The organism is Streptomyces sp. NBC_01551 (assembly GCF_026339935.1).
Classification (GTDB): domain Bacteria; phylum Actinomycetota; class Actinomycetes; order Streptomycetales; family Streptomycetaceae; genus Streptomyces.
Genome location: NZ_JAPEPX010000001.1, coordinates 1,290,687 through 1,316,957 on the forward strand (window position 1 = coordinate 1,290,687; position 26,271 = coordinate 1,316,957).

The 26,271-nt window shown below is 73.7% G+C and carries 23 protein-coding genes; 9 read left to right on the forward strand and 14 right to left on the reverse strand.

Annotation, left to right across the window (positions count from 1 at the left end):
- A complete protein-coding gene (locus OG982_RS05705; protein WP_266789149.1) occupies positions 1-726 on the reverse strand; it encodes a ZIP family metal transporter in 726 nt (241 codons plus the stop codon).
- A gap of 89 nt (positions 727-815) precedes the next feature.
- Here OG982_RS05705 and cobC point away from each other — a divergent pair, with 89 nt between their 5' ends.
- Both cobC and OG982_RS05715 read left to right on the forward strand, forming a co-directional pair.
- Positions 816-2,237 (forward strand): Rv2231c family pyridoxal phosphate-dependent protein CobC, encoded by a 1,422-nt coding sequence (cobC, locus tag OG982_RS05710; RefSeq protein WP_266948013.1) that lies wholly within the window; start codon positions 816-818, stop codon positions 2,235-2,237.
- Between the two features lie 397 nt (positions 2,238-2,634).
- Positions 2,635-3,849 (forward strand): CapA family protein, encoded by a 1,215-nt coding sequence (locus OG982_RS05715; RefSeq protein ID WP_266948014.1) that lies wholly within the window; start codon positions 2,635-2,637, stop codon positions 3,847-3,849.
- A 14-nt stretch (positions 3,850-3,863) separates the two neighbouring features.
- Here the strand turns inward: OG982_RS05715 and OG982_RS05720 are convergent, their stop codons facing one another.
- Both OG982_RS05720 and OG982_RS05725 read right to left on the reverse strand, forming a co-directional pair.
- Complete coding sequence (locus OG982_RS05720) at positions 3,864-4,775, reverse strand: SCO1860 family LAETG-anchored protein (protein ID WP_266789143.1); 912 nt, start codon at positions 4,773-4,775, stop codon at positions 3,864-3,866.
- A 305-nt stretch (positions 4,776-5,080) separates the two neighbouring features.
- Positions 5,081-6,178: an amidohydrolase family protein gene (locus OG982_RS05725; RefSeq protein WP_266948015.1), complete on the reverse strand. Its 1,098-nt coding sequence runs from the start codon at positions 6,176-6,178 to the stop codon at positions 5,081-5,083.
- Positions 6,179-6,242: 64 nt separating this feature from the next.
- Here OG982_RS05725 and OG982_RS05730 point away from each other — a divergent pair, with 64 nt between their 5' ends.
- On the forward strand, positions 6,243-7,325 hold the full coding sequence (locus OG982_RS05730; protein WP_266789139.1) for an alanine--glyoxylate aminotransferase family protein: 1,083 nt from the start codon (positions 6,243-6,245) through the stop codon (positions 7,323-7,325).
- 171 nt (positions 7,326-7,496) lie between these two features.
- Here OG982_RS05730 and OG982_RS05735 read toward each other — a convergent pair whose 3' ends face one another.
- From OG982_RS05735 to OG982_RS05770, 8 genes are all read right to left on the reverse strand, one after another.
- Positions 7,497-8,555: an aminotransferase class V-fold PLP-dependent enzyme gene (locus OG982_RS05735; protein ID WP_266948016.1), complete on the reverse strand. Its 1,059-nt coding sequence runs from the start codon at positions 8,553-8,555 to the stop codon at positions 7,497-7,499.
- A gap of 83 nt (positions 8,556-8,638) precedes the next feature.
- Positions 8,639-9,346 carry a DsbA family oxidoreductase gene (locus OG982_RS05740; RefSeq protein ID WP_266789136.1) on the reverse strand — a complete coding sequence of 236 codons (708 nt, stop codon included), beginning with the start codon at positions 9,344-9,346 and terminating at the stop codon, positions 8,639-8,641.
- 78 nt (positions 9,347-9,424) lie between these two features.
- Positions 9,425-9,916 (reverse strand): GNAT family N-acetyltransferase, encoded by a 492-nt coding sequence (locus OG982_RS05745; protein ID WP_266948017.1) that lies wholly within the window; start codon positions 9,914-9,916, stop codon positions 9,425-9,427.
- A 63-nt stretch (positions 9,917-9,979) separates the two neighbouring features.
- Positions 9,980-11,428: a penicillin-binding protein 2 gene (locus OG982_RS05750; protein WP_266948018.1), complete on the reverse strand. Its 1,449-nt coding sequence runs from the start codon at positions 11,426-11,428 to the stop codon at positions 9,980-9,982.
- Positions 11,429-11,490: 62 nt separating this feature from the next.
- Positions 11,491-12,144, reverse strand: a complete 654-nt coding sequence (locus tag OG982_RS05755) for a response regulator transcription factor (protein WP_266792180.1) — start codon at positions 12,142-12,144, stop codon at positions 11,491-11,493.
- A gap of 110 nt (positions 12,145-12,254) precedes the next feature.
- On the reverse strand, positions 12,255-13,541 hold the full coding sequence (locus OG982_RS05760; protein WP_266789130.1) for a sensor histidine kinase: 1,287 nt from the start codon (positions 13,539-13,541) through the stop codon (positions 12,255-12,257).
- The gene (locus OG982_RS05765) at positions 13,541-14,590 is read right to left on the reverse strand and encodes a hypothetical protein (RefSeq protein WP_266789128.1); all 1,050 of its coding nucleotides are present in this window, start codon (positions 14,588-14,590) and stop codon (positions 13,541-13,543) included. The genes OG982_RS05760 and OG982_RS05765 overlap by 1 nt, the downstream gene beginning before the upstream one ends.
- Before the next feature lie 93 nt (positions 14,591-14,683).
- Positions 14,684-15,475, reverse strand: a complete 792-nt coding sequence (locus tag OG982_RS05770; protein WP_266789126.1) for an IclR family transcriptional regulator — start codon at positions 15,473-15,475, stop codon at positions 14,684-14,686.
- A 174-nt stretch (positions 15,476-15,649) separates the two neighbouring features.
- On the opposite strand from OG982_RS05770, the gene OG982_RS05775 reads away from it, so the two are divergent.
- From OG982_RS05775 to OG982_RS05790, 4 genes are all read left to right on the forward strand, one after another.
- Positions 15,650-17,173 (forward strand): aldehyde dehydrogenase (NADP(+)), encoded by a 1,524-nt coding sequence (locus tag OG982_RS05775; RefSeq protein ID WP_266948019.1) that lies wholly within the window; start codon positions 15,650-15,652, stop codon positions 17,171-17,173.
- 99 nt (positions 17,174-17,272) lie between these two features.
- A complete protein-coding gene (locus OG982_RS05780) occupies positions 17,273-17,494 on the forward strand; it encodes a hypothetical protein (RefSeq protein WP_266948020.1) in 222 nt (73 codons plus the stop codon).
- Between the two features lie 62 nt (positions 17,495-17,556).
- Entirely contained in the window at positions 17,557-18,768 is a 1,212-nt protein-coding gene (locus OG982_RS05785) for a TerD family protein (protein WP_266792178.1), read from the forward strand.
- Positions 18,769-18,869: 101 nt separating this feature from the next.
- Complete coding sequence (locus OG982_RS05790; RefSeq protein ID WP_266789120.1) at positions 18,870-19,046, forward strand: hypothetical protein; 177 nt, start codon at positions 18,870-18,872, stop codon at positions 19,044-19,046.
- 15 nt (positions 19,047-19,061) lie between these two features.
- On the opposite strand, the gene OG982_RS05795 is transcribed toward OG982_RS05790, so the two are convergent.
- Both OG982_RS05795 and OG982_RS05800 read right to left on the reverse strand, forming a co-directional pair.
- Positions 19,062-20,501, reverse strand: a complete 1,440-nt coding sequence (locus OG982_RS05795) for an alkaline phosphatase PhoX (RefSeq protein WP_266948021.1) — start codon at positions 20,499-20,501, stop codon at positions 19,062-19,064.
- Positions 20,502-20,795: 294 nt separating this feature from the next.
- Positions 20,796-22,304 (reverse strand): hypothetical protein, encoded by a 1,509-nt coding sequence (locus OG982_RS05800; protein ID WP_266789116.1) that lies wholly within the window; start codon positions 22,302-22,304, stop codon positions 20,796-20,798.
- 247 nt (positions 22,305-22,551) lie between these two features.
- On the opposite strand from OG982_RS05800, the gene OG982_RS05805 reads away from it, so the two are divergent.
- Together OG982_RS05805 and OG982_RS05810 are read left to right on the forward strand one after the other, a co-directional pair.
- The gene (locus tag OG982_RS05805) at positions 22,552-24,393 is read left to right on the forward strand and encodes an endonuclease/exonuclease/phosphatase family protein (protein ID WP_266948023.1); all 1,842 of its coding nucleotides are present in this window, start codon (positions 22,552-22,554) and stop codon (positions 24,391-24,393) included.
- A 213-nt stretch (positions 24,394-24,606) separates the two neighbouring features.
- On the forward strand, positions 24,607-24,861 hold the full coding sequence (locus OG982_RS05810) for a hypothetical protein (protein ID WP_266789113.1): 255 nt from the start codon (positions 24,607-24,609) through the stop codon (positions 24,859-24,861).
- A 16-nt stretch (positions 24,862-24,877) separates the two neighbouring features.
- Here the strand turns inward: OG982_RS05810 and OG982_RS05815 are convergent, their stop codons facing one another.
- A complete protein-coding gene (locus tag OG982_RS05815) occupies positions 24,878-26,194 on the reverse strand; it encodes a VWA domain-containing protein (RefSeq protein WP_266948024.1) in 1,317 nt (438 codons plus the stop codon).
- Between the last annotated feature and the right edge of the window lie 77 nt (positions 26,195-26,271).

The following is a 26,271-nucleotide window of genomic DNA, read 5'->3' on the forward strand; positions in this document are numbered from 1 at the left end:
TCAGTCCGCGAGGCCCACCACGAGCCAGATCCCGGCCACCCCGCCCACCGTGCACATCAGCGTGGACAGGGCGGGGTGCTCGTGGTGCGCCTCGGGCAGGATCTCGGCGGCGGCCAGGTACAGCAGGACACCCCCGAAGAAGCCGAGGTACGCCCCGAGGGGTTCCTCCGGAAGGGTGAACAGCAGGGTGGACGCCGCGCCCACCACGGGGGCCGCCGCGTCCGCGAAGAGCATCATCACGGCCTTGCGGCGCTCGTTTCCGTACAGCCGGGTCAGCGTGTACGTGTTGAACCCGTCGGCGAAGTCGTGGGTGATGACGGCCAGCGCGACGGCCACCCCCATCCCGCCGCCGACCTGGAAGGCCGCGCCCAGCGCCACGCCGTCGGCGAGGCTGTGCCCGACCATCGCGGCGGCCGCCGTCAGCCCGACCTGGGGCACCCGGCCCCCGTTCTCGGCGCCGTGCGCGGCCTGACGTACCGCCAGCAGCCGCTCCACCACGTGCGCGACCAGGAACCCGGCCACGAACAGCAGCAGGGCGAGCGGTACGCCGAACACCTCGCGGCCCGCCGCGTGCAGCGACTCCGGCAGCAGGTCGAGGCCGACGACGCCGAGCATCAGCCCGCCGGCGAGGCCCAGCACGAGGTGGCGGCGGTCGGTGACGCGCTGCGCCGTCCACCCGCCCGCCAGGGTCATCAGGAACGCGCCCAACGCCACGATCACGGCCATGTGCCCCTGAATACCGACTGTCGGCCGCGCGCGCACCTCCGCGCGCGGGTGGCGGGACACGAACTGTTGACGAAGGAAGGGTGATCCCGGTGGGCGAGTACACGACGCGGCTGGTGGTCGGGGTCGGTGGCCGCGCGGGGGTCTCGGTGGCGGAGGTGTGCGCGCTGGTCGAGGAGACGCTGCGGGGGGCCGGGCTGCCGGTCGAGGCGGTGACGGCGCTGGCCACGGTGGACTCGAAGGCCGGGGAGCCGGGGATCGCGGGGGCGGCGGAACGTTTCGGCGTGCCGCTGATCGGCTACCGCGCCGAGGAACTGGCCGCGGTGGCCGTACCGCATCCCTCCGACGCCGTACGGGACGCCACCGGGACCCCCTCGGTGGCGGAGGCCGCGGCGCTCGCGGGCGGCGGGGAACTCCTCGTACCCAAGCGGCGGTCGGTGGCGGCGACCTGCGCGGTGGCCACGGCGCACGCGCACGACCTGCGCCACCACGGGGACGCGGAGGTGATGGACGCGGGCGGCGCGCTGGTGGACCTGGCGGTGAACGTGCGGTCGGAGACGCCGCCGGAGTGGCTCAAGCAGCGGATCGCCGCCTCGCTCGGGGACCTGGCCGCGTACCCGGACGGGCGGGCGGCGCGGGCGGCCGTGGCGGCCCGGCACGAGCTCCCGGTCGAGCGGGTGCTGCTGACGGCCGGGGCGGCGGAGGCGTTCGTACTGATCGCGCGGGCCCTGGGGGCCGTACGTCCGGTCGTGGTGCACCCGCAGTTCACGGAACCGGAGTCGGCCCTGCGGGACGCCGGGCACCGGGTACGGCGGGTGCTGTTGAAGGCGGCGGACGGCTTCCGGCTGGACCCGGCGGCGGTACCGGAGGACGCCGACCTGGTGGTGGTCGGGAACCCGACCAACCCGACGTCGGTCCTGCACCCGGCGGCCACGCTGGCCGCCCTGGCCCGGCCGGGCCGGATCCTGGTGGTGGACGAGGCGTTCATGGACGCGGTCCCGGGTGAACGGGAGGCCCTGGCCGGGCGGATGGACGTCCCCGGGCTGGTGGTCCTGCGGAGCCTGACGAAGACGTGGGGGCTGGCGGGGCTGCGGATCGGCTACGTACTGGCCGAGCCGGAGGTGATCGCGAAGCTGGCGGCCGCGCAGCCGCTGTGGCCGGTGTCGACGCCTGCGCTGGTGGCGGCCGAGGCGTGTGTCGCCCCGGCGGCGCTGGCGGAGGCTGAGGCCGCGGCCCGGCGGATCGCGGTGGACCGGGCGCATCTGCTGGCCGGGCTCACGGAGTTCGAGGAGATCACGGTGTCCGGGGTGGCGGAGGGTCCGTTCGTCCTGATCCGGGTGGCGGGCGCCGCGGAGGTACGGACCCGGTTGCGCGCCCTGGGCTTCGCCGTCCGCCGCGGCGACACGTTCCCGGGCCTGGACCGCTCCTGGCTCCGCATCGCGGTCCGAGACCGCGCGACGACGGGCCGCCTCCTCCAGGCCCTCGACCACGCCCTGGCGCTGGCCGCGCGCTGAACCCACCGGGGCCGGCCCCCGCCCTCCCGAACACCCGCGGGCACCAACCCCCGCCCCGGCGCGGCACTGAGCCGACCCCGCGCCGACTGGACGCACCGCCCCTGCCAACGGGTGCCGAACCCCGGCGCCCGAGCCCGGGCCGAGACCAACCGGCCGCGTCCCGCACACGGGTGCCGAACCCCGCGACCGAGGCCTGCGCCCAGCCGACCTGCGCCGAGGCCGGGCCGAGGCCGGGGCCGGGCCGAAGGGCCCTGCTCTGGCGGGCCGCCGAACGGGCGGTTGGGGTGGCGGTGTCGGGGGGCGCGCGGCGGCACGCGAGTCGGGGCGGGTACCGGCGTGGCAGTCGTATTGAGCGATGATCTGACTGGCACGCAGGGCAACACCAGGGGGACAAGACATGAAGGCATCGGCCAAGATAGCCGCGGCCGTGGCCGGGCTGGCGGTCGTGGGCGGCGGGATCTACGCCGTTCCCACGCTGCTCGACGACGGCGGCAAGGGCGCCACACAGCAGCGGCTCCAGGGGAAGGCGGGCGGCAAGACCGGCACCCCCGCGCCCGAGGGCAAGCCGTTCACCCTCGTCGCGACGGGCGACATCATCCCGTACCCCTCGATCATCGAGCGGTCCGCGGCCGACGCGGGCGGCAAGGGGCACGACTTCCGCAAGATACTCGCCGGCGTGAAGCCCATCGTCTCCGCCGCCGACGTGGCGATATGCCACCACGAGATCCCGTACGGGGAACCGGGCGGGCCCTACACCGGCTACCCCACCTTCAAGGCCCCGCACGAGCTGGCCGACGCGCTCAAGGACACCGGGTACGAGAGCTGCTCGACGGCCTCGAACCACACCCTCGACGCCGGTTACGCCGGCCTCGCCCGCACCCTCGACCACCTCGACCGCGTCGGCATCAAGCACGTCGGATCCGCCCGCAGCGCCGCGGAGGCGAAGGCCCCCGCCCTGGTGACCGCGGGCGGCGCGAAGATCGCCCAGCTGTCGTACACGTACGGCACCAACGGCATTCCGCTCCCCCAGGACAAGCCCTGGTCCGTCAACCTGATCGACCAGAAGCGGATCATCGAGGACGCCCGCGCCGCCCGCGCGGCCGGCGCGCAGGTGGTCGTGCTCAGCGTCCACTGGGGCACCGAGTGGCAGACGGCGCCCGACCAGCAGCAGCGCGAGCTGGCGCAGGCGCTGACCGCCTCCAAGGGGGCGGACGGCCTTCCCGACATCGATCTGATCATCGGCACGCACAACCACGTGCCGCAGCCCTACGAGAAGATCAACGGGACCTGGGTCGTCTTCGGCATGGGCGACCAGGTCGCCAGCTTCGTGCCGGCCGACAAGCTCCGCGGCAACCAGTCCTCGATCCCCCGCTTCACCTTCTCCCCGGCGGCCTCGCACCCCGGCCGCTGGGAGGTCACCAAGGCCGAGTACCTGACGCAGTACTCGGACATGGGACCGCCGTTCCGGGTCGTGTGCGCCTCCTGCGCCCCCGGTGACAGCGCCGTCGGCGCCGCCAAGCAGAAGGAGTACGCGGCCATCGACAAGCAGGTCACCATGGCCGTGATGTCACGTGGCGCCGGCGGTCAGGGCCTGGAGCACGCCACCCGCTGACGGGTACGGTCGTCCTACGAGGCGCGGCCGCGCCGGGACACCACCAGCGCGCCCGCGCCGATGCCGAGCAGGACCACCGCGCCGCCCACCATGTACGGGGTGAGGGAACCGCCGCCGGTCTCGGCCAGGTTGGCCTGGGTCACGGCGGTCCCGGCGGTGCCGGAGGCCGTCTGCGGCTTGACGTCGGGCTTCGCGGACGGGTCCGGTTCCGGCGCCTTCGGGGACTCGCAGTGCGCCTCGGCCAGGACGATCTCGCCGTCGACCTCGGCGACGTTCAGGTCCAGCGGGTTCACCGACACCTTGAGCCGGAGCGCGGCCGCGGCGGCCGTGGTCGAGGTGGTCTGCGTACCGGACAGCTCCAGGCTGACCAGGCCGACCTTCGGTACCTCGACCTTGGTCGGGCCGCCGACCGAGAGGGTGACCTTCTTGCCGAGCACGGTCACGGCCCCCAGCGCGTTGGAGCTGGCCTCCGGCTTGCGGCCGGCCTCGCACACCGCCTTGGACGTGACCTTCTCCACCTGGATGAGGGAGAGCAGCGGCAGCCCCGGCACGTGCACCTTGGCGTTGGCGAGGTTCGCCTCCGCCTCGGCGCGCCGCCCGTCCGCCGTGGCCTTGGAGGTGGCCACGTCCGCGCGCAGCACGCTGACCTCCTTCCCTCCCTCGACCCCGTCCAGGGTGACGGTGAGCGCGGTCTTGCGGGCCGTCTCGGGGGCGCTGACCTCGTTGAGTTCGGTCTTCAGCGGGACGTGGACGGTCTTGTTGAGCAAACCGACGTCGAGGTTGGCGCGCAGGACGACGGCCCCGGCCTTGCCCTCGCCCCCGGTGGGGGCGCCTGCGGTGGCGAAGGCGGGCGGCGCGGTGAGCAGGGCGACCGCTCCCGTGGCGAGCAGGGCGGCCGCGGGCATGCGGAAGGTGTTGCTGTTCAAGGTGGTGGAACCCCCGGGAAGATGGGTGCCGTCGCGCCGCCAATGGGGGACATCGCGCGCGCCGACGGCTTCGGCTCCCGGAATCTTTACGCACTGTGAGTGAACGGGCGCGCACATGGCGTGAGTTCACCCCAAAGGGTGGTTTCCGTGCACGAATTCGATTTCATGCACCCCACACGGAACGCGAGTTCCCTCCCGCCACGCAAATGCCGCAGGCGTGAGCGAATTCCGCTCCCGCAAGGGCCCGGCGCGGCCGTTCACAACGACCGTCCGGGCCCTGACGTCACGCCCCGTCAACCCCGCGCTCAGGCGCGGACCTTGCCGCCCACGACAACGCGCAGCGGCTGCGCCAGGCTGCGTACGTCGGCGCGCGGGTCGCTGCCGTAGACCACCAGGTCGGCCGGCGCGCCCTCGGTCAGGCCTGGCCTGCCCAGCCACTCGCGCGCCGCCCAGGCCGTCGCCGAGAGGGCGTCCAGCGGCGGGATCCCGGCCCGCACCAGCTCCGCGACCTCGGCGGCGACCAGCCCGTGCGGCAGGGATCCGCCCGCGTCCGTGCCGACGTACACCGGGATGCCCGCGTCGTAGGCGGCCCGCACCGTGTCGTAGCGGCGCTCGTGGAGCCGTCGCATGTGGGCCGACCAGCCGGGGAACTTCGCCTCGCCACCCGCCGCCAGCTTCGGGAACGTCGCGATGTTCACCAGGGTCGGGACGATCGCCACCCCGCGCTCCGCGAACAGCGGGATGGTGTCCTCGGTGAGACCGGTGGCGTGCTCGACGCAGTCGATGCCCGCCTCGACCAGGTCGCGCAGCGAGTCCTCCGCGAAGCAGTGCGCGGTGACCCGGGCGTCCAGCCGGTGGGCCTCGGCGATGGCCGCCTCGACCTCGGCGCGCGGCCAGCAGGCCGTCAGGTCGCCGGCGTCGCGGTCGATCCAGTCGCCGACCAGCTTCACCCAGCCGTCGCCGCGCCGGGCCTCGCGGCCGACGTACTCGACGAGGTCGGCGGGCTCGATCTCGTGGGCGTAGTTGCGGATGTAGCGGCGGGTGCGCGCGATGTGCCGGCCCGCCCGGATGATCTTCGGCAGGTCCTCGCGGTCGTCGATCCAGCGGGTGTCGGAGGGGGATCCGGCGTCGCGGATCAGCAGGGTGCCGGCGTCGCGGTCGGCGAGGGCCTGCGCCTCGGCGGTCTCGGCGTCGACCGGACCGTGGGCATCCAGTCCCACGTGACAATGCGCGTCGACCAGGCCGGGCAGGACCCAGCCGGTCACCGTGGTGATCTCGTGGGCGGCCGCGCGCGGGCGCTCGTACGAGATCCTGCCGCCCACCACCCAGAGCTCGTCGCGGACCTCGTCGGGCCCGACGAGCACCCGCCCCTTCACGTGCAGCACATCGCTCACATCGCTCATGTCGGCACTGTACGTGCGTGCTCGGTAGGCTCTCCCGGTAACCCCGGGCGAAGAGAGCAGCACCGTGACGCACCCCTTCCTGGACCTCCCGCCGCTGACCGCCGAGCACTTCGCGTCGATCGAGCGGGGAGTCGCCGGCCTGCTCGGGACCGGGCAGGACGTGGTCATCACCCAGGGCGAGGCGCTGCTGCCGCTGGAGGCGTGCATCCGCTCGGGAGCGCGCCCCGGATCGACGGCGCTGAACATCGTCACCGGCCCGTACGGGACCACCTTCGGCAACTGGCTGCGCGACTGCGGGGCCCATGTCGTGGACCTGGCGGTGCCCTTCGACACGGCGGTGAGCGGGGAGCGGGTCGCGCGGGCGCTGGCCGAGCACCCGGAGATCGACTTCGTCTCGCTGGTGCACGCGGAGGCGGCGACCGGGAACACGAACCCGGTCGCGGAGATCGGCGAGGCGGTGCGGGCCCACGGGGCGCTGTTCATGCTGGACGCGGTGGCCTCGGTGGGCGCGGAGCCGCTGCTGCCGGACGCGTGGGGCGTGGACCTGTGCGTGATCGGCGCCCAGAAGGCGATGGGCGGCCCGGCGGGGGTGTCGGCGGTGTCGGTCTCGGAGCGGGCGTGGGCCCGGTTCGCGCAGAACCCGGCCGCGCCCAGGCGCTCGTACCTGTCCCTCCTGGACTGGAAGGAGCGCTGGATCGACGGCGGGCGCACGGCGCTGCTGCATGCCCCTGCGCAGCTGGAGATGCTGGCGCTGGAGGCCTGCCTGGACCGGATCGCGGCCGAGGGGCTGCCGGCCGTGATGGCCCGCCACGCGGCCGCCGCGGCGGCGACCCGGGCGGGCGCGGTGGCGCTGGGCCTCGCCCCGTACGTGGCGCTCGAAGCGGAGGCGGCGCCGGTGGCCACCACGCTGCGGGTGGCGGACGCCTCGCTGGTGGTGGCGAAGGCCCTGTCGGCGGACCCGGCGGCGCCGCTCGCGGCGGGCGGCGGCGCGCTGGCGCGGGAGATGGTCCGGGTCAACCACTACGGTGCGGCGGCGGCGCCGGATTCCGTGCGGTCGGCGCTGACGGCCCTGGCCGCGGCCCTGTCGGCCGACGCCGGCCCGGCGGTGGCCGCGGCGGAGTCGGCGTGGGCGGCGGCCTCCGCCTGACGCCGCCGACGGCCCGGCCCGCCGGGCCCGTCAGGCCGGTGAGGCGTCAGGCCGAACAGTCGGTCAGTCGGTCAGTCGGTCAGTCGGTCAGTCGGTCAGTCGGTCAGTCGGTCAGTCGGTCAGTCAAGCCGAACAGGCCAAACAGGCCGGCCGGTCAGGCCGGTCAGGCCGTCAGCCGGACAGGACGTCCAGCAGGCGGTCCACGTCCGCCTCGGTGTTGTAGAGGTGGAACGAGGCCCGCAGGGCGCCCGCGCGGGCCGCGGTGGCGATGCCGGCCGCGAGCAGCTCGGGCCGGCGCCCGGCCAGGCCCGGGACCGCGACGATCGGGGAGTCGCCCGGCACCGGTTCGTGGCCGAGGCGGGCGAGGCCGGCCCGGTAGCGGGCGGCCAGGGCGGTGTCGTGGGCGTGCACGGCGTCGATGCCGATCCGCTCCAGCAGGGCCAGCGAGGGCGCGGCCGCGTGGTAGGCGAGGAAGGCCGGGGACTCGTCGAACCGGCGCGCCCCAGAGGCCAGTTCCCGCATCGGGCCGTAGGTGGCATCCCAGACGGACTCCGCCGCCACCCAGCCGGCGTGCAGCGGGGTCAGGGTGTGCTGGGCCTCCTCCGAGACGGTGAGGTACGAGGCGCCGCGCGCCCCGAGCAGCCACTTGTACCCGGCGGTGACGGTGTAGGCGTAGGGCGAGGCGTCGAAGGGCAGCCAGCCGGCGGCCTGCGTGGCGTCCACCAGCATCCGGGCCCCGCAGCCGGCCGCCGCGGCGCGGATGGCGGGCAGGTCGGCGGTGCGGCCGTCCGCGGACTGGACGGCGCTGATCGCGACCAGCGCGGTGTCCGGGCCGACGGACGCGGCGACCGCCTCCAGCGGGACGAAGCGCACCTTGAGGTCGCCGCGCACCACGAACGGGTTGATCACCGAGGCGAACTCGCCCTCCGGGCACAGCACTTCGGCGCCGGGCGGGAGCGCGGCCGCGACGAGGCCGACATGGGTGGCGACGGCCGACCCGACGGCCACCCGGTCGGGCGTGACGCCGACCAGCCGGGCGAAGGAATCCCGGGCCAGGCCGACGCGGTCGAAGTCACCGAATCCGGCGTCGGTTCCGGCGCCGGCGGCCTCGGCCAGCGCCCGCACCTCCGCCACGGCGGCGCGCGGGAGGACCCCGCAGCTGGCGGTGTTGAGGTAGGTGGTCGACTGCGCGAACTCGGCACGGGCTGCTTCGGCGAGCGGAAGGATCATGCCGTCAACTCTGCGCCCGGAACGGCCCCCAGTCCACAGGGCCGTTCCGGTCCGTCCGGCGCGCGCCGGCGCCGGACGGGGAGTCAGGCCTGCGGGACCTCGCAGGCCCCGTCGGGCTCGCACGCCTCGGCGCCGGCGGCCGGCTCCTCGACCTCGCGGCCGGCCCAGGCCTGCTCCAGCGCCCGGGTGAACACCTCGGCCGGCTGCCCGCCGGAGATGCCGTAGCGGCGGTCCAGGACGAAGAACGGCACCGCGTTGGCGCCGAGCTCGGCGGCCTCGCGCTCGTCGGCTCGCACCTCGGCGGCGTAGGCGGAGTCGTCGGAGAGGACCGCGCGGGCCTCCGCCTCGTCCAGCCCCGCCTCGACGGCGAGCGCGACCAGCACCTCGGGGTCGAAGACGGAGCGCTCCTCGCCGAAGTTCGCCCGGTACGCGAGGTCGAGCAGCTCCTCCTGGCGGCCGCGGGCGGCGGCCAGGTGCAGCAGCCGGTGGATGTCGAAGGTGTTGCCGTGGTCGCGGCCCTCGGTGCGGTACGTCAGCCCCTCGGCGCGGGCGCTGGCGGCGACGTGCTCCTCCATGCCGCGGGCCTCGTCGAGGGTGCGGCCGTACTTCTTGGCGAGCATCTCCACGACGGGCGCGGCGACGCCCTTGGGGCTGTTCGGGTCGAGCTCGAACGACCGGAAGACGATCTCCACCTGGTCGCGGTGGGCGAACTCGGCGAGCCCCTTGGTGAACCGTGCCTTTCCTACGTAGCACCAGGGGCAGGCGATGTCCGCCCAGATCTCGACGCGCATGTCGGTTCTTCTCTTTCGGTTTCAGGGGGTCGGGGACCAGATCAAACAGTTACCGCTTCAACCACCTGGTGGAGCGTCTCATTCCCCGGACGCCCGCGGCACGCTCAGCCAGAGGGTGAGGTGCGAGCCGGACTTCGCTCCGGCGGGGTCCGCGAGCCAGCCGTGGGCGGCGTAGAACGCCTGGGCGCGCAGGTTGTGCTCGTAGACCTCCAGCCGGACCCGGTCCACCCCGGCCCGGCGCCAGGCGTCGAGGCAGGCCGCGTGCAGGGCGGCGCCGGTGCCGCGGCGCCAGTGGACCGGGTCCACGTGCAGCTGGGTGAGGGTGGTCTCGCCCTCGACGGTGCGGAAGGCGGCGACCCCCGTCAGCTCACCGTCCCGTTCGGCGCAGAGCACCCCGCCGTCGGCGGTGGCGCGGGCGACGGCCCGGGACCAGCCCTCCCGGGTCCGCGCGAGTTCGGCTTCGCCGCTGTAGGCCTCCGCGGGCAGCCGGCCCTGGTAGTAGGTGGCCCGGGCGCGGGTGTGGAGGGCGGCGATGGCGTCGAGGTCTGCGGTTCGCGCGGTCCTGATCATGGAGAGGGAAACGCGCCGGGAACCCCGTTCGGTTCCCGGCGCGTCAGCCGTCAGTTCGAATGCCTACTTCTTCAGCCACGCCGCCATCATCTTCTGGGCGATGGGCGCGGCCAGCTTGCCGCCGCCGATCTCGGAGCGGTCGGTGTCCGAGTTCTCGATCTCGACGGCGACGGCGATCTGCTTGCCGTCGGCCTTGCCGTACGAGGTGAACCAGGCGAGCGGCGGCTTGCTGTTGTTCACACCGCGCTGGGCGGTACCGGTCTTGCCGCCCACCTCGGCGCCCTTCACCTGGGCGGGCTTGCCGCCGCCCTCGGTGGCGACCGTCCGCATGGCGTCCTGGAGCATCGACGCGGTCCGCTCCTTCATGACCTGCTCGGACTTCGGGTCCTTGAAGCTCTCCAGCACGTTCCCGTCGGCATCGGTGACCTCGGAGACCATGTGCGGGGCGACGAGCTTGCCGCCGTTCTCGATCGCGGCCGTCACCATCGCCATCTGGAGCGGGGTCGCCTGCACGTCGAACTGGCCGATACCCGTCTGCGCGACCTGGTCGACGGACATCTTCTGCGACGGGTACTTGCTCGCCGGGTTGGTGCGGACCGGGGTGTCGATCTGTGTGTTGAAGCCGAGCTTCTCCGCCATCGCGCGCATCTTGTCCTGGCCGAGCTTGGAGGCGAGCTCCGCGAACACGTTGTTGCAGGACAGCCGCAGCGCGGTGCGCGGGGACACGTTGTTGCAGGCCGCCGAGCCCGCCTCGCTGGGCAGCAGAGTGCGGGTGCCGGGGATCGTGTACGGGTCGGGGGTGCCCGTGGGCGTGTCGATGTTCGTGACCAGCCCGTTCTCGATGGCCGCCGCCAGAGTGACCAGCTTGAAGGTGGAGCCGGGCGCCTGGGGCTTGCGGAGCGCCACGTTCTCCATGGCCTTGCCCTGGTCGGCGGAGAGCTCCTGCCAGGCCTCCTCGTCGTTGGCCCCGGTGATGCGGCCGGGGTCGTACGAGGAGTTGTTCACGACCGCGAGGATCTCGCCGGTCGCCGGGTCGATGGCCACGGCGGAGCCCTGCTTGCCCTGGAGGGCGTCCCAGGTGGCCTTCTGCACGTCCTTGTCGATGGTGGTCAGCACGTTGCCCGGGTCGGCCCGCTTGTTGGTGAGCGTGTCCATGATGGTCTTGAGCCGGTTGTCGGAGCCGTTGAGGATGTTCTTGTAGACGCCCTCCAGCATCGTCGTGCCGTAGGCCTGCGAGCTGTATCCCGTGATCGGCGCGTAGAGCGGGCCGTCGGTGTACGTCCGCTTGTACCCGAAGTCCTTGCCGCCCGTCTTCGTCGAGCCGGTGATCGCCTCCCCGCCCACGATGATGTTGCCCAGCGGGTTCTCGTACTGCCCGATGAGGTTGCGCCGGTTGTGTTCGTCGTCTGCGAGGGCCTGGCCTTGGTATGCCTGCACCCAGGTGACCCGCACCAAAAGGGCCAGCACCAGAAGCAGACAGAAGACCGACGCACGCCTGATCGTCTTGTTCATCCCCCAGAAGGACGTCCGAGCGGCCCCAGGCGTTCCGCTCTGCCCCGATTGTGGCCGGGTTCTCAGCTTTTCCTCATGATGAAGCCCCCCTCGTAGGCCGCGATGACCGCCTGGGTACGGTCGCGGGAGCCGGTCTTGGCGAGGATCGCGGCGACATGGGTCTTGACGGTCTGCGGGCCGACCCCGAGGCGCTCGCTCAGCTCGTGGTTCGACAGCCCGGTGGCCATCAGGCGCAGGACGTCGGCCTCCCGGTCGGTGAGCCTGGCCGCCCAGGCCGGGGCCGCCGGAGCCCGGTCCGCGGGCGTGTGGGCGGCGGCCAGCGCGCGTACGGCCGCCGGGAAGAGCAGCGAGTCCCCGCGGGCGACGAGGCGGACCGCGCCGGTCAGCTCGTCCGGGTCGGCCCGCTTCAGGAGGAACCCGCAGGCGCCCGCGCGCAGCGCGTCGTACACGTAGGCGTCGTTCTCGAAGGTGGTGACGACCACGATCCGGGGCGGCTCGGCCATGGTGGCGAGGATCTGCTCGGTGGCCCGGATGCCGTCGATCTCCGGCATCCGGACGTCCATCAGCACCACGTCGGGGGCGAGGGAGCGGACCAGGGGGACGGCCTCGGCACCGGAGGCCGCCTCCCCGACGACCTCCAGGTCGGGTTCCGCGTCCAGGATGACCCGCAGGGCGGTACGGACCATCCGCTCGTCGTCGACGAGCACGATCCGCAGCGCCGGCCGCCCGGCCGGCGACCCGGCGGACGGGCCGGGCGCGGCGGACGGGGCGGATCCGATCGGCTCCGCGGGCGCGGTCGGCTCCGCGGGCACGGGGCTCACCGGGCTCATCGGGGCCCTCCTCCGAGCGGGAGGACGGCCAGCAGCCGCCACTGGCCCTCGTGCGGGCCGGCCTCGACGCGGCCGCCGAGCAGCGCGGCCCGCTCGGCGGCGCCGCGCAGCCCCCGGCCGCCGGTGGTGCGGGACTCCCGGTGTTCGGGGCCCCCGGGCAGGTTCGTCATGCTGATCTCCAGTTCACGGTGTCCGTCGCCTTCCGGGCCCTGCCGGACGGCGATCCCCAGGCGGACCGGCCCCGCGCCGTGGCGCAGGGCGTTGCTCAGGCCCTCCTGCACGATCCGGTACGCCTCGCGCGAGGCGATCGCGGGGAGCTGCGCCCAGTCCCCGGCGGGTCCCGGGTCTTGCCGGGCGGTGACGACGGTGCCGCCGGCCCGGGTGCGGGCGAGCAGTCCGTCGAGGTCGGCGGCGAGCGTCGGCGCGGGCGCGGCGTCGGCCCGGGCCGGGTCCCCGTCGCGCAGCAGTCCCAGGACCGCGTCCAGCTCGCCCACCGTCCGGCGGGTGGTGTCCTCGATGGCGGCCAACGCCTCCCGGACGAACTCCGGGTCGCTGTCGAGCACCCGCCGGGCCGCGCTCGCCTGGAGGGTGACGGCGCTCAGCGCGTGCCCGACCGCGTCGTGCAGCTCCCGGGCCAGTCGGTTGCGCACCGCCAGGTCGGCGGCCCGCTCCTCGGCCGCCGCCAGCCGGTCCGCCCCGGTCGGCCCGAGCAGTACCGGGGCCAGCCGGGCCAGCAGCTCCCCCGCCCCGGCGGCGCACAGGGCCACTCCGGCGAGGAGGGCGACCCCGACCAGGGACCCGGCGTAGGGCAGGGTGCCGGGGCCGAACCACTGGCGCCCCAGCGGGGTCTCCTGCAGTGCGCCCACGAACGGCAGGGCGATCAGCACCACCCCCATGGGCGGCACCGCCAGGCTCATCCCGCTGACCAGCGCGCCGATCCCCAGGTGAAGGGTCCACCAGGCGGAGGCCCGCCCCCGCGCCGCCCAGGACCGGGCCGGCCCCTCGGCCAGCAGCTCCCCCGGCACCCCGCACATGGCGCGTACGGCGGCCACCGACATCGGCCGGACCAGTCCGAACACCGCGGTGGCGGCGGCCAGCGGCAGCGAGAGGGCGTAGGAGGCGAGGACCAGCGGGAAGGAGTCCAGGGCGTTGGACCCGGCGATCCCGCCGACCACCACCTGGGAGAGCAGGAAGTAGGGCATCAGCAGGGCCCCGCCGAGTACCAGGTGCACCCAGCGCAGCCGCGCCCGCGCCCCCAGCACCCGGGCCGCCGCCTGCCGCATCACCCCTCGCGGCGCGAGGTGAGGAACCGTGTGAGCACGGCGGCGGCGAGCACTCCGGTGATCATCTGCCCAGCGTAGATCAACTGCACTGCGGCGGAGGGCCGTTCGCCGCCGTCGAGCTGCGGCCCCAGCGAGGCGAGCAGCGGCCACAGCCCCCAGGCCAGGGCAGCCGCCGAGCCGGTCCAGGTGAGGGCCAGCGGCCACCCCGCCCGCCGGTTCCCGCCCCGGGCCAGCAGCACCGCCCCCACGGCGGCACCGAGCGCGCATATCGCGTGCACCCCGGACACCACGCTCATCGCCGTCGATGAGGCGGCCGCCCGCTCAGCGCCCAGCCCGGCCGTCCCGCCGAAGGCCCAGTACGCGTGGACGGCCGCGACCGGCAGGGCGCCCACCGCCGCGGCTCCCGCCACCACCCCCGTGGGTGACGGGAGCCCGCGGCCCAGGACGCCCTGCCACCGCCGGCCCCAGCGCTCGCGCGCATAGGGCACGAACAGGGCGGCCAAGGCGAGTCCTTGGACGGTGAAACCGCCGTAGACGACGGTGAACACCCAGGAGTCGAGGAACGGCCGCGCCGCCTCCCCTCCGGGAACCTCGCCGCCCAGACCCGCCGCCCGTATGAGCAGTTGGGCCGGGAACGCGGTGAGGATCGGGGTGAGCAGCCCGGTGGCGACGAAGGCGGGGACCGTGAGCAGCCAGGGAGGCACCCGCGTCCCCCAGGGTCTGGTGAGGACCAGGACGAGCAGGATCACGCTCGCGTCCATGGCCAGCGTGACCGCGTTGGCCACGGTGAGGAACATCCCCGGCTCCAGCAGCGGGCTGCCCTCGGGAATCCCCACCCGGCTCCCCGCCAGCCAGGCGGACTTGAGCACCAGATAGGGCACGGCGGCGGCCGGCGCCACCACCCGCAGGGCCTTCCGCCAGGCCCCCAGGGCGGGGCCCGACGGCTCCCGGACGCCCGGAGTACCCGACGTGCGCGGACCCGGGGTACCCGCCTTGCGCGGACCCGGAGTGTCCGCCTTGCGCGACATGTGAACGGCTCGTGTGGTCATGCCTCAACGATCCGCTCCGCGGCCTCCCGCCACCTCCCCCTTGAAGGGGAACCGTCTCCCCCACCCGGGGGAGGAACCGCCACCTCCACCGCCTCACATGCGCCGGGTGACGACCGACAGCCGGTCCCGCGCCTCGAACAGCGCCGCCTTGATCGTCTGCTCGTGACCCGGCGTCAGCCGCGCCACCGGCACCGAGCAGCTCACCGCGTCCCGCGCCGGCGTCCGGTACGGCACCGCCACCCCGAAGCAGCGCAGCCCCAGCGTGTTCTCCTCGCGGTCCACGGCGTAGCCCTGTTCCCGCACCAGCGCCAGCTCCTCGATGAGCTGCTCCCGGTCGGTGACGGTGTGCTCGGTGACCGCCTCCAGCCGCCGCGGCAGCAGTCCCCGTACCTCCTCGTCCGTGTGCGTGGCCAACAGCGCCTTGCCGAGCGCCGTCGAGTGCACCGGCAGCCGCCTCCCGACCCGGGTGAAGGGCCTCAGGTAGTGCTGGGACTGGCGGGTGGCCAGGTAGACCACGCTGGTGCCGTCCATCCGGGCCAGGTGGATGGTCTCCGTCGTGTCGTCGGAGAGCCGGTCCAGGGTGGGCCGGGCCGCCGCGACCACCTCGTCCCCGTCGATGTACGAGCTGCCGACCAGCAGGGCCCGTACGCCGATGCCGTAGCGCGTCCCCGACGCGTCGGTCTCCACCCAGCCCAGGTTCACCAGCGTGCGCAGCAGCATGTACAGGCTGGACTTGGGCAGGGCGAGGTCGTGCTGGATGTCGGCCAGGCTGTGCAGCCCCGGCCGCGCCGCGAAGTGCTCCAGCAACAGGACCGTGCGCACGGCCGACTTGACGGCGGCCGGCGCGCCGGGACCCTCCGACTCCGCGGACTCAGCTGTCGTCATTCGCCTCGCTGCCCCTCTTGTCGCTTTGTCGCCATTTCCGGTTCGTGTCCCTTGTCAACCCGGAAGACGCGGAAATAGAGTCCGCGATGGATGTGATCATTCATCCACCGGAACGGCGTTCAGAATACTGAACAACACCGCGCGAGTCAGCGTGGATCCAGGAGGCAGTGCGCCATGACAGCAACACCAGTCTGGAGTGTGGACCCCCGCACCGGGAAGCAGCGCGAACAGGTCGGCCACGAGGCCACCGCCCGCGAGGTGGACGAGGCCGTCCGCGCGGCCCACGCCGCCCGCGGCGCCCTGGCCGACCGCACGGTCCGGGCCGCCTTCCTGCGCACGGCCGCCGAGCTGCTCGACGGGGCCGCCGACCACGTGATCGCGGCCGCCGACGCCGAGACCGCGCTCGGCACCGCCCGTCTCACCGGCGAGCTCGGCCGCACCACCGGTCAGCTGCGGGCCTTCGCCGACATCGTGGACGAGGGCGCGTACCTCGACGTCCGCATCGACCGCGCCGACCCCTCCCTCACCCCGCCGCGCCCGGACCTGCGCCGCTACAAGGTGCCGCTGGGCGTGGTCGCCGTCTACGCCGCCTCGAACTTCCCGCTCGCCTTCTCCGTGCCCGGCGGCGACACCGCCAGCGCCCTCGCCGCCGGCTGCCCGGTGGTCGTCAAGGCGCACCCCGACCACCCGGCCGCCTCCGCGCTGTGCGGCGCGCTGCTGCGCCGGGCCGCCGTCGCCGCCGGGCTCCCGGCCGACGTGGTCGCCGTGGTCCACGGGTTCGACGCCGGGCTGGAGCTGATCCGCCACCCGCTCGTCCGCGCCGCCGGGTTCACCGGCTCCATCCGGGGCGGGCGGGCCCTGTTCGACGCGGCCGCCGCGCGGCCCGTGCCCATCCCCTTCCACGGGGAACTCGGCTCCCTCAACCCCGTCGTGGTCACCCCGGCGGCGGCCGCCGAGCGCGCCGAGGAGATCGGCAGCGGGCTCGCGGGCTCGGTCACCCTCGGCGTCGGCCAGTTCTGCGTCAAGCCCGGCCTGGTCCTGGTCCCCGCGGGCGCGGACGGCGACCGGCTCGCCGAAGCACTGGCCAAGGCCCTCGGGGAGACCGCGCCGGGGGTGCTGCTCGACCACCGGATGCGGGACGACTTCATCGCCGGGGTACGCGAACGCGCCGCGCTGCCGGGCGTCGACGCGCCCGTCGCCCCGGGCCCCGGCGGGGAGCGCACCGTCGGCGCGGGGTTCCTGACGGTGCCGGCCGCCCGCCTGGCCGCGCCGGGAGTCCACGACCTGCTGCTCGAGGAATGCTTCGGCCCGGTGACCGTCCTCGTACGGTACGAAGGCCAGCGCGAGGCGACGGCCCTGCTGGAGCGGCTCCCCGGGAACCTGAGCGCCACGCTGCAACTCTCCGCCGACGAGGCCGAAGGCGCCGCGGCCGGGGCGGCGGAGCTGGTCGAGCGGGTCACGTCGCTGGCCGGGCGGATCGTCGTCAACGGCTGGCCGACCGGCGTCGCGGTGGCCCCGGCCCAGCACCACGGCGGTCCCTACCCGGCGGCGACCTCGCACTCCACCTCGGTCGGCGGGACCGCGATCGAGCGCTGGCTGCGCCCGGTCGCCTACCAGTCCGTGCCGGACGCGCTGCTTCCGGCGGAGCTGCGGGAAGCCGACCCGCTGGGGCTGCCGCGCCGCGTCACGGGCGGCTGACCCCGGAGCCTTCGGCCCCCAGGCCCTGTCAGGCCCTGTCAGGCCGCCCGCCGGTAATTGCGTTGCCCGCCCCGTCCGCCGCGGTGCAGGCTGCCGCCCATGCCGAGACCGCACGGATTCACGTACGAACAGCGCCACGACAACAGCGTGGTCATCACGCACCAGGGGCGCGCCGCCGCCACCCTGCGGGGCGGGCGCGCCGGGAAGTTCCTCGCCGAGGTGGAGTCCGGGGACGCTCAGCTCGTGATGGCCCGCTGGACCGGCGCCTACAAGTTCGGCAACGAGCGGACGGCGAGGAACCACCCCCGCAACCGGCGCTGAAATATCCCGCGAGGGTAAGGGAACGGCAAAGCGCCTCCGGTCGTTCTCCGGGCATGACCGCAATGACCCCTGGTTCCAATCTGCCGCTCAATACCGTCCGTGTGACGGTGGATGTGGCTGCTCCGGTGCGGCTCGACGTGTCGGGGCTTCTCCTCACGGCGGACGGCAAGGTGCGTTCCGACGCCGACTTCATCTTCTACAACCAGCCGTCCGGCCCCGGTGTCAGCCACCGGTCCGGCGGCGGTTCGGCGCCGGACTCGATCACCGTGGACACGGCCGCGCTGCCGCCGGGCATCGAGCGCATCGTGGTCACGGCCAGCCCGGACGCCGCCGGACAGTCCTTCCAGGGCATCGAGCCCACCGCCACCGTGCGTGACGCGGGCAGCGGCGCGGTGATCGCCACCTTCACCCCGCCGAGGCTGGGCACCGAGACGGCGCTCGTCGTCGTCGAGGTCTACCAGCGCGGCGGCGTGTGGAAGGTGCGCGCCGTCGGCCAGGGGTACGCCAACGGCCTGGCCGGCATCGCCACCGACTTCGGGGTCTCCGTCGACGAGGAGCCGGCGCCCACCCCGCCGCCCGTCGCCGCCCCGCAGGCTCCGGCGACGCCCCCCGCCCCCGCCTGGGGCCAGACCCCCTCCGCCCCGGCCGTGCCTCCGCCGCCCGCGGCTCCCCCGGCCACCGCGCCCCTCGGCGCCGGGAAGATCAACCTGGACAAGGGCCGGGTCAACCTCCAGAAGAACCAGACCGTCTCCCTGGTCAAGGGCGGCCGCCCGCTGCTCTCCCAGGTCAAGATGGGCCTGGGCTGGGAGCCGGCGTTCGGCGGCCGCGACATCGACCTCGACGCGTCCGTCATCGCGTACGGCCCGCAGCGCAACCACATCGACAGCTGCTACTTCGGCAAGCTGTCCATCCTCGGCGGAGCCGTCAAGCACTCGGGTGACAACCTGACCGGCGAGGGCGCCGGGGACGACGAGGTGATCGTCGTGGACCTCGGCCGGCTGCCCGCCGAAGCCACCGGCCTGGTCTTCACGGTGAACTCGTTCTCGGGCCAGAAGTTCACCGAGGTCGCCAAGGCCTACTGCCGCCTGATCGACGCGGCGAGCGGCGAGGAGCTGGTGCGCTTCGACCTGACCGGCGCCGAACCGCAGACCGGCGTCATGATGGCGAAGCTGATCAAGCAGTTCTCCGGCGAGTGGGAGATGACGGCCATGGGCGAGTTTGTGAAATCCCGCACAGTGCGGGGCATGGTCAAGCCCGCGGCGCAGGCACTCTGAGCAGGTGGGCGGGCACATGGAGCTACCGTGACCGCTTTCGGGTGAGGCATTCCACCCGGAAACCGGACGTGACTGTCAGTGCCCGCCCTTAGCCTTGAACCATGCAGACCACACTCCAGCCCGCGGGTCCCGCCCGCCCGTCCGCCGCCGAGGCGAACGAGGCGATACGGCACCTTGTCGAGACCCGAGTGGACGACGAGTGGCCTTCGGCGGCGTACGAGTTCCTGCTGGAGGAGTGGGCCGCGGCCTCCCGCCCGGAGGTCTCCGCGGCCCAGTAGGCCGAAGCCGACGCGTCAGTGCGCGCGCCGCCAGGGTCCGGTGATGGCCAGCATGATGCCCGGCTCCTGGATGTTGGCGTACAGGGTGCGCCCGTCCGGGGAGAAGCAGACCCCGGTGAACTCCGAGTACTCGGGCTCCTCGGCCGTCCCGATGTTCAGCTCGTTGCGCGCCAGCGGGTAGGTGCGCCCCGACTCGGTCGCGCCGAACAGGTGCTGGAGCCCGGAGCCGTCCTCCGCGATGACCAGGCCGCCGTACGGCGACACGGTGATGTTGTCGGGGCCGTCGTAGCCGCCGTCCACCGAGGTGTCGGCGTTCACCCCGATCAGGACAGTCAGCCGGACCGTGCGCCGCTTGGGGTCGTAGAACCACACCTGGCCGTCGTGCGCGGCGCCCGGGCTCTCCGCACGGGCGTACGAGGAGACGAAGTAGGCGCCCCCGTCGGCCCACCACATGCCCTCCAGCTTGCGCGCGCGGGTCACGGCGCCGTCCGCGAACTGCTTGCGCACCGGCAGCGTCCGGGCGTCGCGGTCCGTGACCTCCACCCAGTCGACCCCGTAGACGGTGCCGATCTTCGTCGCGCGCGAGAGGTCGTCCACGAACCGGCCCGCACTGTCGAAGCACTTGGCGGCGGCGAGCACGCCGGCGTCGGCGGCGAGGGTACGGAGCTTGCCGCGCCCGTGCCGGAAGCCCTTCGGCGGAGTCCAGCGGTAGAGCAGCCCGTTGGGGCCGGAGGCGTCCTCCGTCAGGTACGCGTGCCCGTGGCGCGGGTCGATGACGACGGCCTCGTGCGCGTACCGCCCGAAGGCCTTGACGGGCTTCGGATCGCGGTTGGCGCGGCGGTCGTGCGGGTCGACCTCGAAGACGTAGCCGTGGTCCTTGGTCATGCCGTTCTTGCCGGCGAGGTCCTCGGTCTCCTCGCAGGTCAGCCAGGTGTCCCAGGGGGTGGCCCCGCCCGCGCAGTTGGTCGAGGTACCGGCCACGCCCACCCATTCGGCGACCTCGCCGCCGCGCCGGACCTCGACGACCGTACAGCCGCCGGACGCCGCCGGGTCGTAGACGAGGCCCCCGGTGAGCGGCACGGGGTGCGCCCAGTCCTTGCGGGGGCCCTTCAGCTCGTGGTTGTTGACGAGGAGGGTGACGCCGCGGTGGCCCTCGAAGGCGGCCGTTCCGTCGTGGTTGGAGGGGGTGCTCTCGCCGGAGTCCAGCTTCGTGACACCGCTGTGCGTGATGACGCGGTACTTGAACCCGGCCGGCAGGGCGAGGATCCCGGCCGGGTCGGGGTGCAGCGGGCCGTAGCCGGGCTCGCAGGGCCGGCCGTGCTCGTCGCGCCGGGCGCTGTCGTCGGCCGCCAGCGCTCCCGGGGCGGTGGCGAGTGCGCCGACCGTTCCGGTGAGCGCGACTCCCGCACCTGCGATGACGGTACGGGCGGTGAAGTCTCTACGGCTGAGCGGCATCGGGATCTCCAGGGGTGGGGAGGTGGTGCGCCGTTGGTGCGGTCGTCGGCGCACACGCTCCCGCCCGCACGTGAACGGCGGCTGAACTACCCAGGAACACGACCGGACCCCTTGCCCGTGCACGGAATGGCCAACTCCGGCGCACGAACGGCGCGTTGTGTACCACCGGGGCGCCGCCCCGGGCGCGGCGCGGGCACCCCCGGGCGCGGCGCGGGCACCCCCGGGCGCGGCGCGGGCACCCCCGGACGCGGCGCGGGCACCCCCGGACGCGGCGCGGGGCACCCCCGGACGCGGTCAGCCCTGCCGGGAGCGCGCCTTGAAGGCCGCCTTGCGGGCCTCCTTCGCCGCCTTCTTGTCGGGGTGCAGCCGGCCCATGGCCTCCAGGACGTACGCCGTCGCGGGGTGCTCCACCCGCCACGCCTGCTCAAAGAACCCGGAGTGGTGCGCCGTCAGGGACGCGATCAGCAGCGGCAGCTCCTCGGTCTCCCCGTCCGCCGCGAGCTGCGCCGCGATGGTGTCGACCGTCAGCCAGAACACCATCTCCGTGTCCGGCGCCGGTACGTCGTGCACCCCGCGCTCCGCCAGCCAGACCCGGGCGAGCCCGCCCAGCTCGGCGTCGTCCAGCACGGCGCGGACGGCCGGCTCGGCCTCCGCTCCGGCGGTGGCGAGGGCCTGCTGGCAGCGCAGCCGGCGCAGCGGGGCGCCCTCGTCGTCGCCGCGGGCGGCGGCCAGCAGCTCGGCGACCGCGGCGGGCAGTTCGCGGCCGGCCAGCCACTGCTCGATCTCGGCCTCGGCGGCGCTCTCGGAGAACCGGGAGACCGCGTCGAGCAGGGCGTCCGCGCCCTTGCCGGCCAGCTCCCCGATGGCCGGGGCCTCGACGCCGGCCTCCAGCATCCGGGCGCGGATCCCGTACAGGCCGAGCGGGGTCAGGCGGACCATCCCGTAGCGGGACACGTCCTCGTCGTCTCCTGCCGCCGCGCCGGAGGGGCCGGCCGCGAGGTCCTCGTCGGCCGCTTCCGCCATCAGCTCCTCGTCGACGGGCCGGAACTCGACCAGGCCGATCGGCTCCAGCTGCCGGAACTGGTCGTCGAGGCGCATCATCGCGTCCGAGACCTGTTCGAGGACCTCGTCGGTGGGCTCGCCCATGCCTTCCGGTACGACCATCGACGCGGCGAGCACGGGCAGCGGGACCGCGCCCTCACCCGCGCCGCCTTCGGAGACGGTGAGCAGGTAGAGGTTGGCGAGCACGCCGTCGAGGAAGTCGGCCTCGCGCTGCGGGTTCCAGTCGAGCCGGTCGAAGTCGATCTCGCCGCCCGCGTCGAGGGCGTCGACGAGGTCGTCAAGATCCGGAACGGCGGCGTCCGCGAGCACGGCTTCCAGGGCCGCCAGCCACAGGCCGAGCACATCGCCGGGCGTGCCCCCGGTGACGAGCGCGAGGTCCTCGCCGGGCGCGGCGGTGCCGTACGCCGCCGCGTCGGAAGGGGCACCCTCCCCCGCGCCGCCGTCCGCGTCCTCTTCGGGTTCCGTGACGTCGACCAGCCCGGTGTCCACGGCGACCCGCCAGGCCTGGCTCGCCCGCACCGCCCCGTCCTCGTCGGCGGGGTCGAGCCCCAGCGCCGCGGCGGCCTCGGGCAGTTGCCCGGGCGCGAGCTCGCCGCCGACCTCGACCCGGGTGCCGGGTCCGGCCCAGCGGGCGAGGCGTACGGCACGGGCGAACAGCGGGGCCCCGAGGGCCTCGCGGGCGAGTTCCGCATCGGAGTGCAGCCGTACCGGCGGCAGCGTGGGGTGCGGCTCTGCGGACATGCGGTTGTTCTCCTCGCGGGGGCGCGGTGCGTCGGGGCGTACAGCGGGGTCGACTCAGAGTAGACGCATTTCGGGCGCCCCTGGCGAGCCATCATCTTTGGTTCATCCCACAGTCACCGGCAGTCTTCCCTGTAGGCCTTGACAACTTTGGTGACACACGGGGAAATTGACGCGCGTAGAACTTTCGGGAGGCCGTGAGACACCCCGGCTTCCTCTTCTTCCCCTCCACACACCGGAGTTCCTGACCATGCGCTCCTCGCATCCCCGTTCCGCCGCCGTCGCGGCCCTCGTCGCCTCCGCGCTGGCCACCGGCCTGCTCGCGGGCTCCGCCGACGCGGCCGAAGGCTCCGTGTCCGCCGATCCGGTACGCATCCACGACATCCAGGGCACCACCCGGATATCCCCGCTCACCGGCAAGCAGGTCGCCGATGTCGAGGGCATCGTCACGGGCGTTCGCACGTACGGCTCGCGCGGCTTCTGGATGCAGGACCCCGACGCCGACGACAACGACGCCACCAGCGAGGGCGTGTTCGTCTTCACCAGCTCGGTCCCGACCGTCGCCGTCGGCGACGCGGTCAAGGTCTCCGGCCTCGTCGGCGAGTACGTGCCCGGCGGCCTCACCTCCGGCAACCAGTCGGTCACCCAGATCTCCAAGCCGGTCGTGACCGTCGTCTCCTCCGGCAACACGCTGCCCGAGGCCGCCGCGATCACCGAGTACACCGTCCCCGCCGAGTACGCCCCGGCGGGCGACCCGGCCGCCGCCGGCAGCATCAACGGCCTGGCCCTGGAGCCCTCGCGCTACGCGCTGGACTTCTACGAGGCCCTGGAGGGAATGAACGTCCGCATCGGCACCTCCCGCGTCGTCGGCGCCACCGACCCGCACGCGGAGCTGTGGGTCACGGTCAAGGGCTGGGAGAACACCGCCAAGCGCGGCGGCACGATCTACGGCTCGTACGAGTCCCAGAACACCGGCCGCCTCCAGATCCAGCAGCTCGCGCCGCTCGCGCAGCAGCCGTTCCCGGTGGCCAACGTCGGCGACAAGCTGACCGGCACCACGGAGGGCCCCCTCGACTTCAACCAGTTCGGCGGCTACACCCTGGTGGCCCGCACCCTCGGCACGGTCAAGGCGGGCACCCTCGCCCCGGAGAAGACCAAGGCGCAGGCGGCGAACGAGCTCGCGGTGGCCACGTACAACGTGGAGAACCTCGACCCGACCGACCCGCAGGAGAAGTTCGACAACCTGGCCAAGGCCGTCGTCGAGAACCTCGCCTCCCCCGACGTCCTGGCCCTGGAGGAGATCCAGGACGACAACGGCGCCAAGAACGACGGCACCGTCTCGGCCGAGCAGACGCTGACGAAGTTCACGGCGGCGATCGCGGCCGCCGGCGGCCCGGCGTACCAGTGGCGGACCGTCAACCCGGAGAACAACAAGGACGGCGGAGAGCCCGGCGGCAACATCCGCCAGGTGTTCCTGTTCAACCCGGAGCGGGTCTCCTTCACCGAGCGCGCCCCCGGCGACGCGGCGACGGCGACCGGTGTGGTCAAGGACCAGGGCAAGGCCGCCCTGACCCACTCCCCCGGCCGGATCGACCCGGCGAACCCGGCCTGGGCGGACAGCCGCAAGCCGCTGGCCGGCGAGTTCGTCTTCCGCGGCAAGACGGTCTTCGTCATCGCCAACCACTTCGGCTCCAAGGGCGGCGACGAGGGCCTGACCTCGCACCACCAGCCGCCGGTGCGCTCCTCCGAGGCCAAGCGGCTGCTCCAGGCGCAGGCCGTGAACGGCTTCGTCAAGGAGCTGCTGGCCGCCGACAAGAAGGCGAACGTCCTCGTCCTCGGCGACATCAACGACTTCGAGTTCTCGGCGACGACGAACGCGCTGGCCGACGGCGGGGCGCTGTACCCGGCGATCAAGTCGCTGCCGAAGGCGGAGCGGTACTCGTACGTCTACCAGGGCAACGCCCAGGTGCTGGACCAGATCCTGACGAGCCCGGCGATCAAGACGTTCACCTACGACAGCGTGCACATCAACGCGGAGTTCTCGGCGCAGAACAGCGACCACGACCCGCAGGTGCTGCGCTTCCGCCCGTAACCGCGGTGCGGACCTGAGCGGCAGGGGGGCCGGACGCCGTCCCGTCCGGCCCCCCTGCCAGACGTCCCGGCCACGCGGGCGGCCTTCCGGCGCGAGTTTCGGGACTTTCGGCCCTGGCGTGACGCTCGACACATCTGCCCCAAAAAGGGCGGTTCTGGTGTTGAGTATCTGCAACGCCCGATCATGTGCCCCCCGTACTCCCCGGAGGACCAGGTGTTCCCATCGATCACCCTCGCCCAGGAAATCGGCCTCGCCGTCCTGTTCGCGGCTGCCCTCGCCTGGGTGCTCGGTCTCGGCCACATGCTGCGGGACAGCCGCTTCCACCGCCCGGAGCCGGTCGCCCCCAAGCGCCTCACGACGATCCCGACGCAGCGCGTCGCGTCCGCGCACCCGATGGAGTCGGTGGAACTCACGGAGGCAGAAGAGCAGGCCTTCGCCTGCCTCGTCCGCTCCCTCCCCCGCGGCTGAGCCCGGCCGGGCGGCCTCAGCGCAGGACGCCCGCCCTGCGGGCCGTGGTGAGCCAGTCCGGGAACTCCTTCATGAGGCAGTCGTACAGCTCGGCGTTCGAGCGGCTGGTCGGGCGCTGGCCCGCGGCGAAGAAGCCCGCGTTGTCGACGGTCCGTCCGTCGAGGGTGTCCAGGCTGCGCAGGAAGCGCAGGTCCCGGCTGGAACCGAAGCCGACGAACTGCCAGAAGATCGGCAGGGAGCTCGACTTGCGCAACAGGTCGCGGGTCTGCCTGCGGTCGAAGGGTTCGCCGTCGGTCTGGAAGATCACGAAGGCGGGGTCGGTGGCTCCGCTGGCCAGGTAGTGGTCGATGACGGACTGCATGGCCGGCGCGTAGCAGGTGCCGCCCCAGTCCAGGCTCCGGTGGAGCCGGTCGATGCGGCCCCGGTAGTTGTCCAGGCTGATGTCGGTGACCAGGTCGACGCGGTTCGAGAAGAACACCAGCGGCACGATGCCGTCGTCGTCCAGGTTCGCGGACAGGCCGAGGGCCTGCTCCGCCAGGTGCTGCATGGTGCCGTTGGCGTAGAAGCCGCCCATGCTTCCCGAGTGGTCCAGGACCAGGTAGACGGCCGCGCGCTGACCCGTCAGGCCCGTCTTGGCCAGGGAGACCTCGGCCGCCTTGTAGAGGCTGACGAGTTCGGGCGCCACGGTCTGGACCTTGTCCAGGCTGATGGCCGGCTTCCGGGCCGGGACCGGGACCTGAGCCGGGGCCTGAGCCTGGGCCGGGACCTGAGCATGCGCCTGCGCCTGTGCCTGCGCCCGCGGCGATCCGCTGACGGCCGCCGCCGGCGTCGCCCCGGTGCCGTCGTCGTCGACCACGACGCCGAAGTCGGTGGCCAGACCCGCCAGCCCCGTGTCCCAGCCCTGGCCGACCGCCCGGACCTTCCACGCGCCCGCGCGCCGGTAGAGCTCGACGAGGATCGCCGCCGTCTCCCCGTCCACGAACGGCGGGGGAACGAAGGCCAGCCGCACGCCCCCGCAGTCGATGTCCACGCGCGGGGTGCTCGCCGCGTCGAACCGGACGTTCGGCAGCCGGGGATCGACGCCGGCGACGACGGCGACGCGGTGCACGCTCGCGGGCACCGCCGCCAGGTCGGCGCTGATGGTCCGCCCCGCCAGCGACACGCCGTCCTGGGCGGGATGGTTGTAGAACACCAAGTCGTGGTCGCCGCGCACCCTGCCGTCCTGCCCGAGGAGCACCGCGCAGACGTCGATCTCCCCGGCCGCCGTGAGGGTCACTCGGCAGAGCCGGTCCGGCAACGGGGCGTTGGCCCCCTTCGACAGCGTCGTTGTCATGCTGACCTCCTGGAACCAAGCAACTTAGGCGACCGCGCACCGGCTTGTCCGGGAGACCGCGATATCCGACGCCCCAC

Excerpts from the sequence above, each read along its gene's own strand:
- OG982_RS05705 (WP_266789149.1), bottom strand. The coding sequence starts at position 726 with ATGGCCGTGATCGTGGCGTTGGGCGCGTTCCTGATGACCCTGGCGGGC.
- OG982_RS05715 (WP_266948014.1), top strand. The coding sequence starts at position 2,635 with ATGAAGGCATCGGCCAAGATAGCCGCGGCCGTGGCCGGGCTGGCGGTC.
- OG982_RS05725 (WP_266948015.1), bottom strand. The coding sequence starts at position 6,178 with ATGAGCGATGTGAGCGATGTGCTGCACGTGAAGGGGCGGGTGCTCGTC.
- OG982_RS05735 (WP_266948016.1), bottom strand. The coding sequence starts at position 8,555 with ATGATCCTTCCGCTCGCCGAAGCAGCCCGTGCCGAGTTCGCGCAGTCG.
- OG982_RS05740 (WP_266789136.1), bottom strand. The coding sequence starts at position 9,346 with ATGCGCGTCGAGATCTGGGCGGACATCGCCTGCCCCTGGTGCTACGTA.
- OG982_RS05745 (WP_266948017.1), bottom strand. The coding sequence starts at position 9,916 with ATGATCAGGACCGCGCGAACCGCAGACCTCGACGCCATCGCCGCCCTC.
- OG982_RS05750 (WP_266948018.1), bottom strand. The coding sequence starts at position 11,428 with ATGAACAAGACGATCAGGCGTGCGTCGGTCTTCTGTCTGCTTCTGGTG.
- OG982_RS05760 (WP_266789130.1), bottom strand. The coding sequence starts at position 13,541 with ATGCGGCAGGCGGCGGCCCGGGTGCTGGGGGCGCGGGCGCGGCTGCGC.
- OG982_RS05765 (WP_266789128.1), bottom strand. The coding sequence starts at position 14,590 with ATGACCACACGAGCCGTTCACATGTCGCGCAAGGCGGACACTCCGGGT.
- OG982_RS05770 (WP_266789126.1), bottom strand. The coding sequence starts at position 15,475 with ATGACGACAGCTGAGTCCGCGGAGTCGGAGGGTCCCGGCGCGCCGGCC.
- OG982_RS05775 (WP_266948019.1), top strand. The coding sequence starts at position 15,650 with ATGACAGCAACACCAGTCTGGAGTGTGGACCCCCGCACCGGGAAGCAG.
- OG982_RS05780 (WP_266948020.1), top strand. The coding sequence starts at position 17,273 with ATGCCGAGACCGCACGGATTCACGTACGAACAGCGCCACGACAACAGC.
- OG982_RS05785 (WP_266792178.1), top strand. The coding sequence starts at position 17,557 with ATGACCCCTGGTTCCAATCTGCCGCTCAATACCGTCCGTGTGACGGTG.
- OG982_RS05790 (WP_266789120.1), top strand. The coding sequence starts at position 18,870 with ATGCAGACCACACTCCAGCCCGCGGGTCCCGCCCGCCCGTCCGCCGCC.
- OG982_RS05795 (WP_266948021.1), bottom strand. The coding sequence starts at position 20,501 with ATGCCGCTCAGCCGTAGAGACTTCACCGCCCGTACCGTCATCGCAGGT.
- OG982_RS05800 (WP_266789116.1), bottom strand. The coding sequence starts at position 22,304 with ATGTCCGCAGAGCCGCACCCCACGCTGCCGCCGGTACGGCTGCACTCC.
- OG982_RS05805 (WP_266948023.1), top strand. The coding sequence starts at position 22,552 with ATGCGCTCCTCGCATCCCCGTTCCGCCGCCGTCGCGGCCCTCGTCGCC.
- OG982_RS05815 (WP_266948024.1), bottom strand. The coding sequence starts at position 26,194 with ATGACAACGACGCTGTCGAAGGGGGCCAACGCCCCGTTGCCGGACCGG.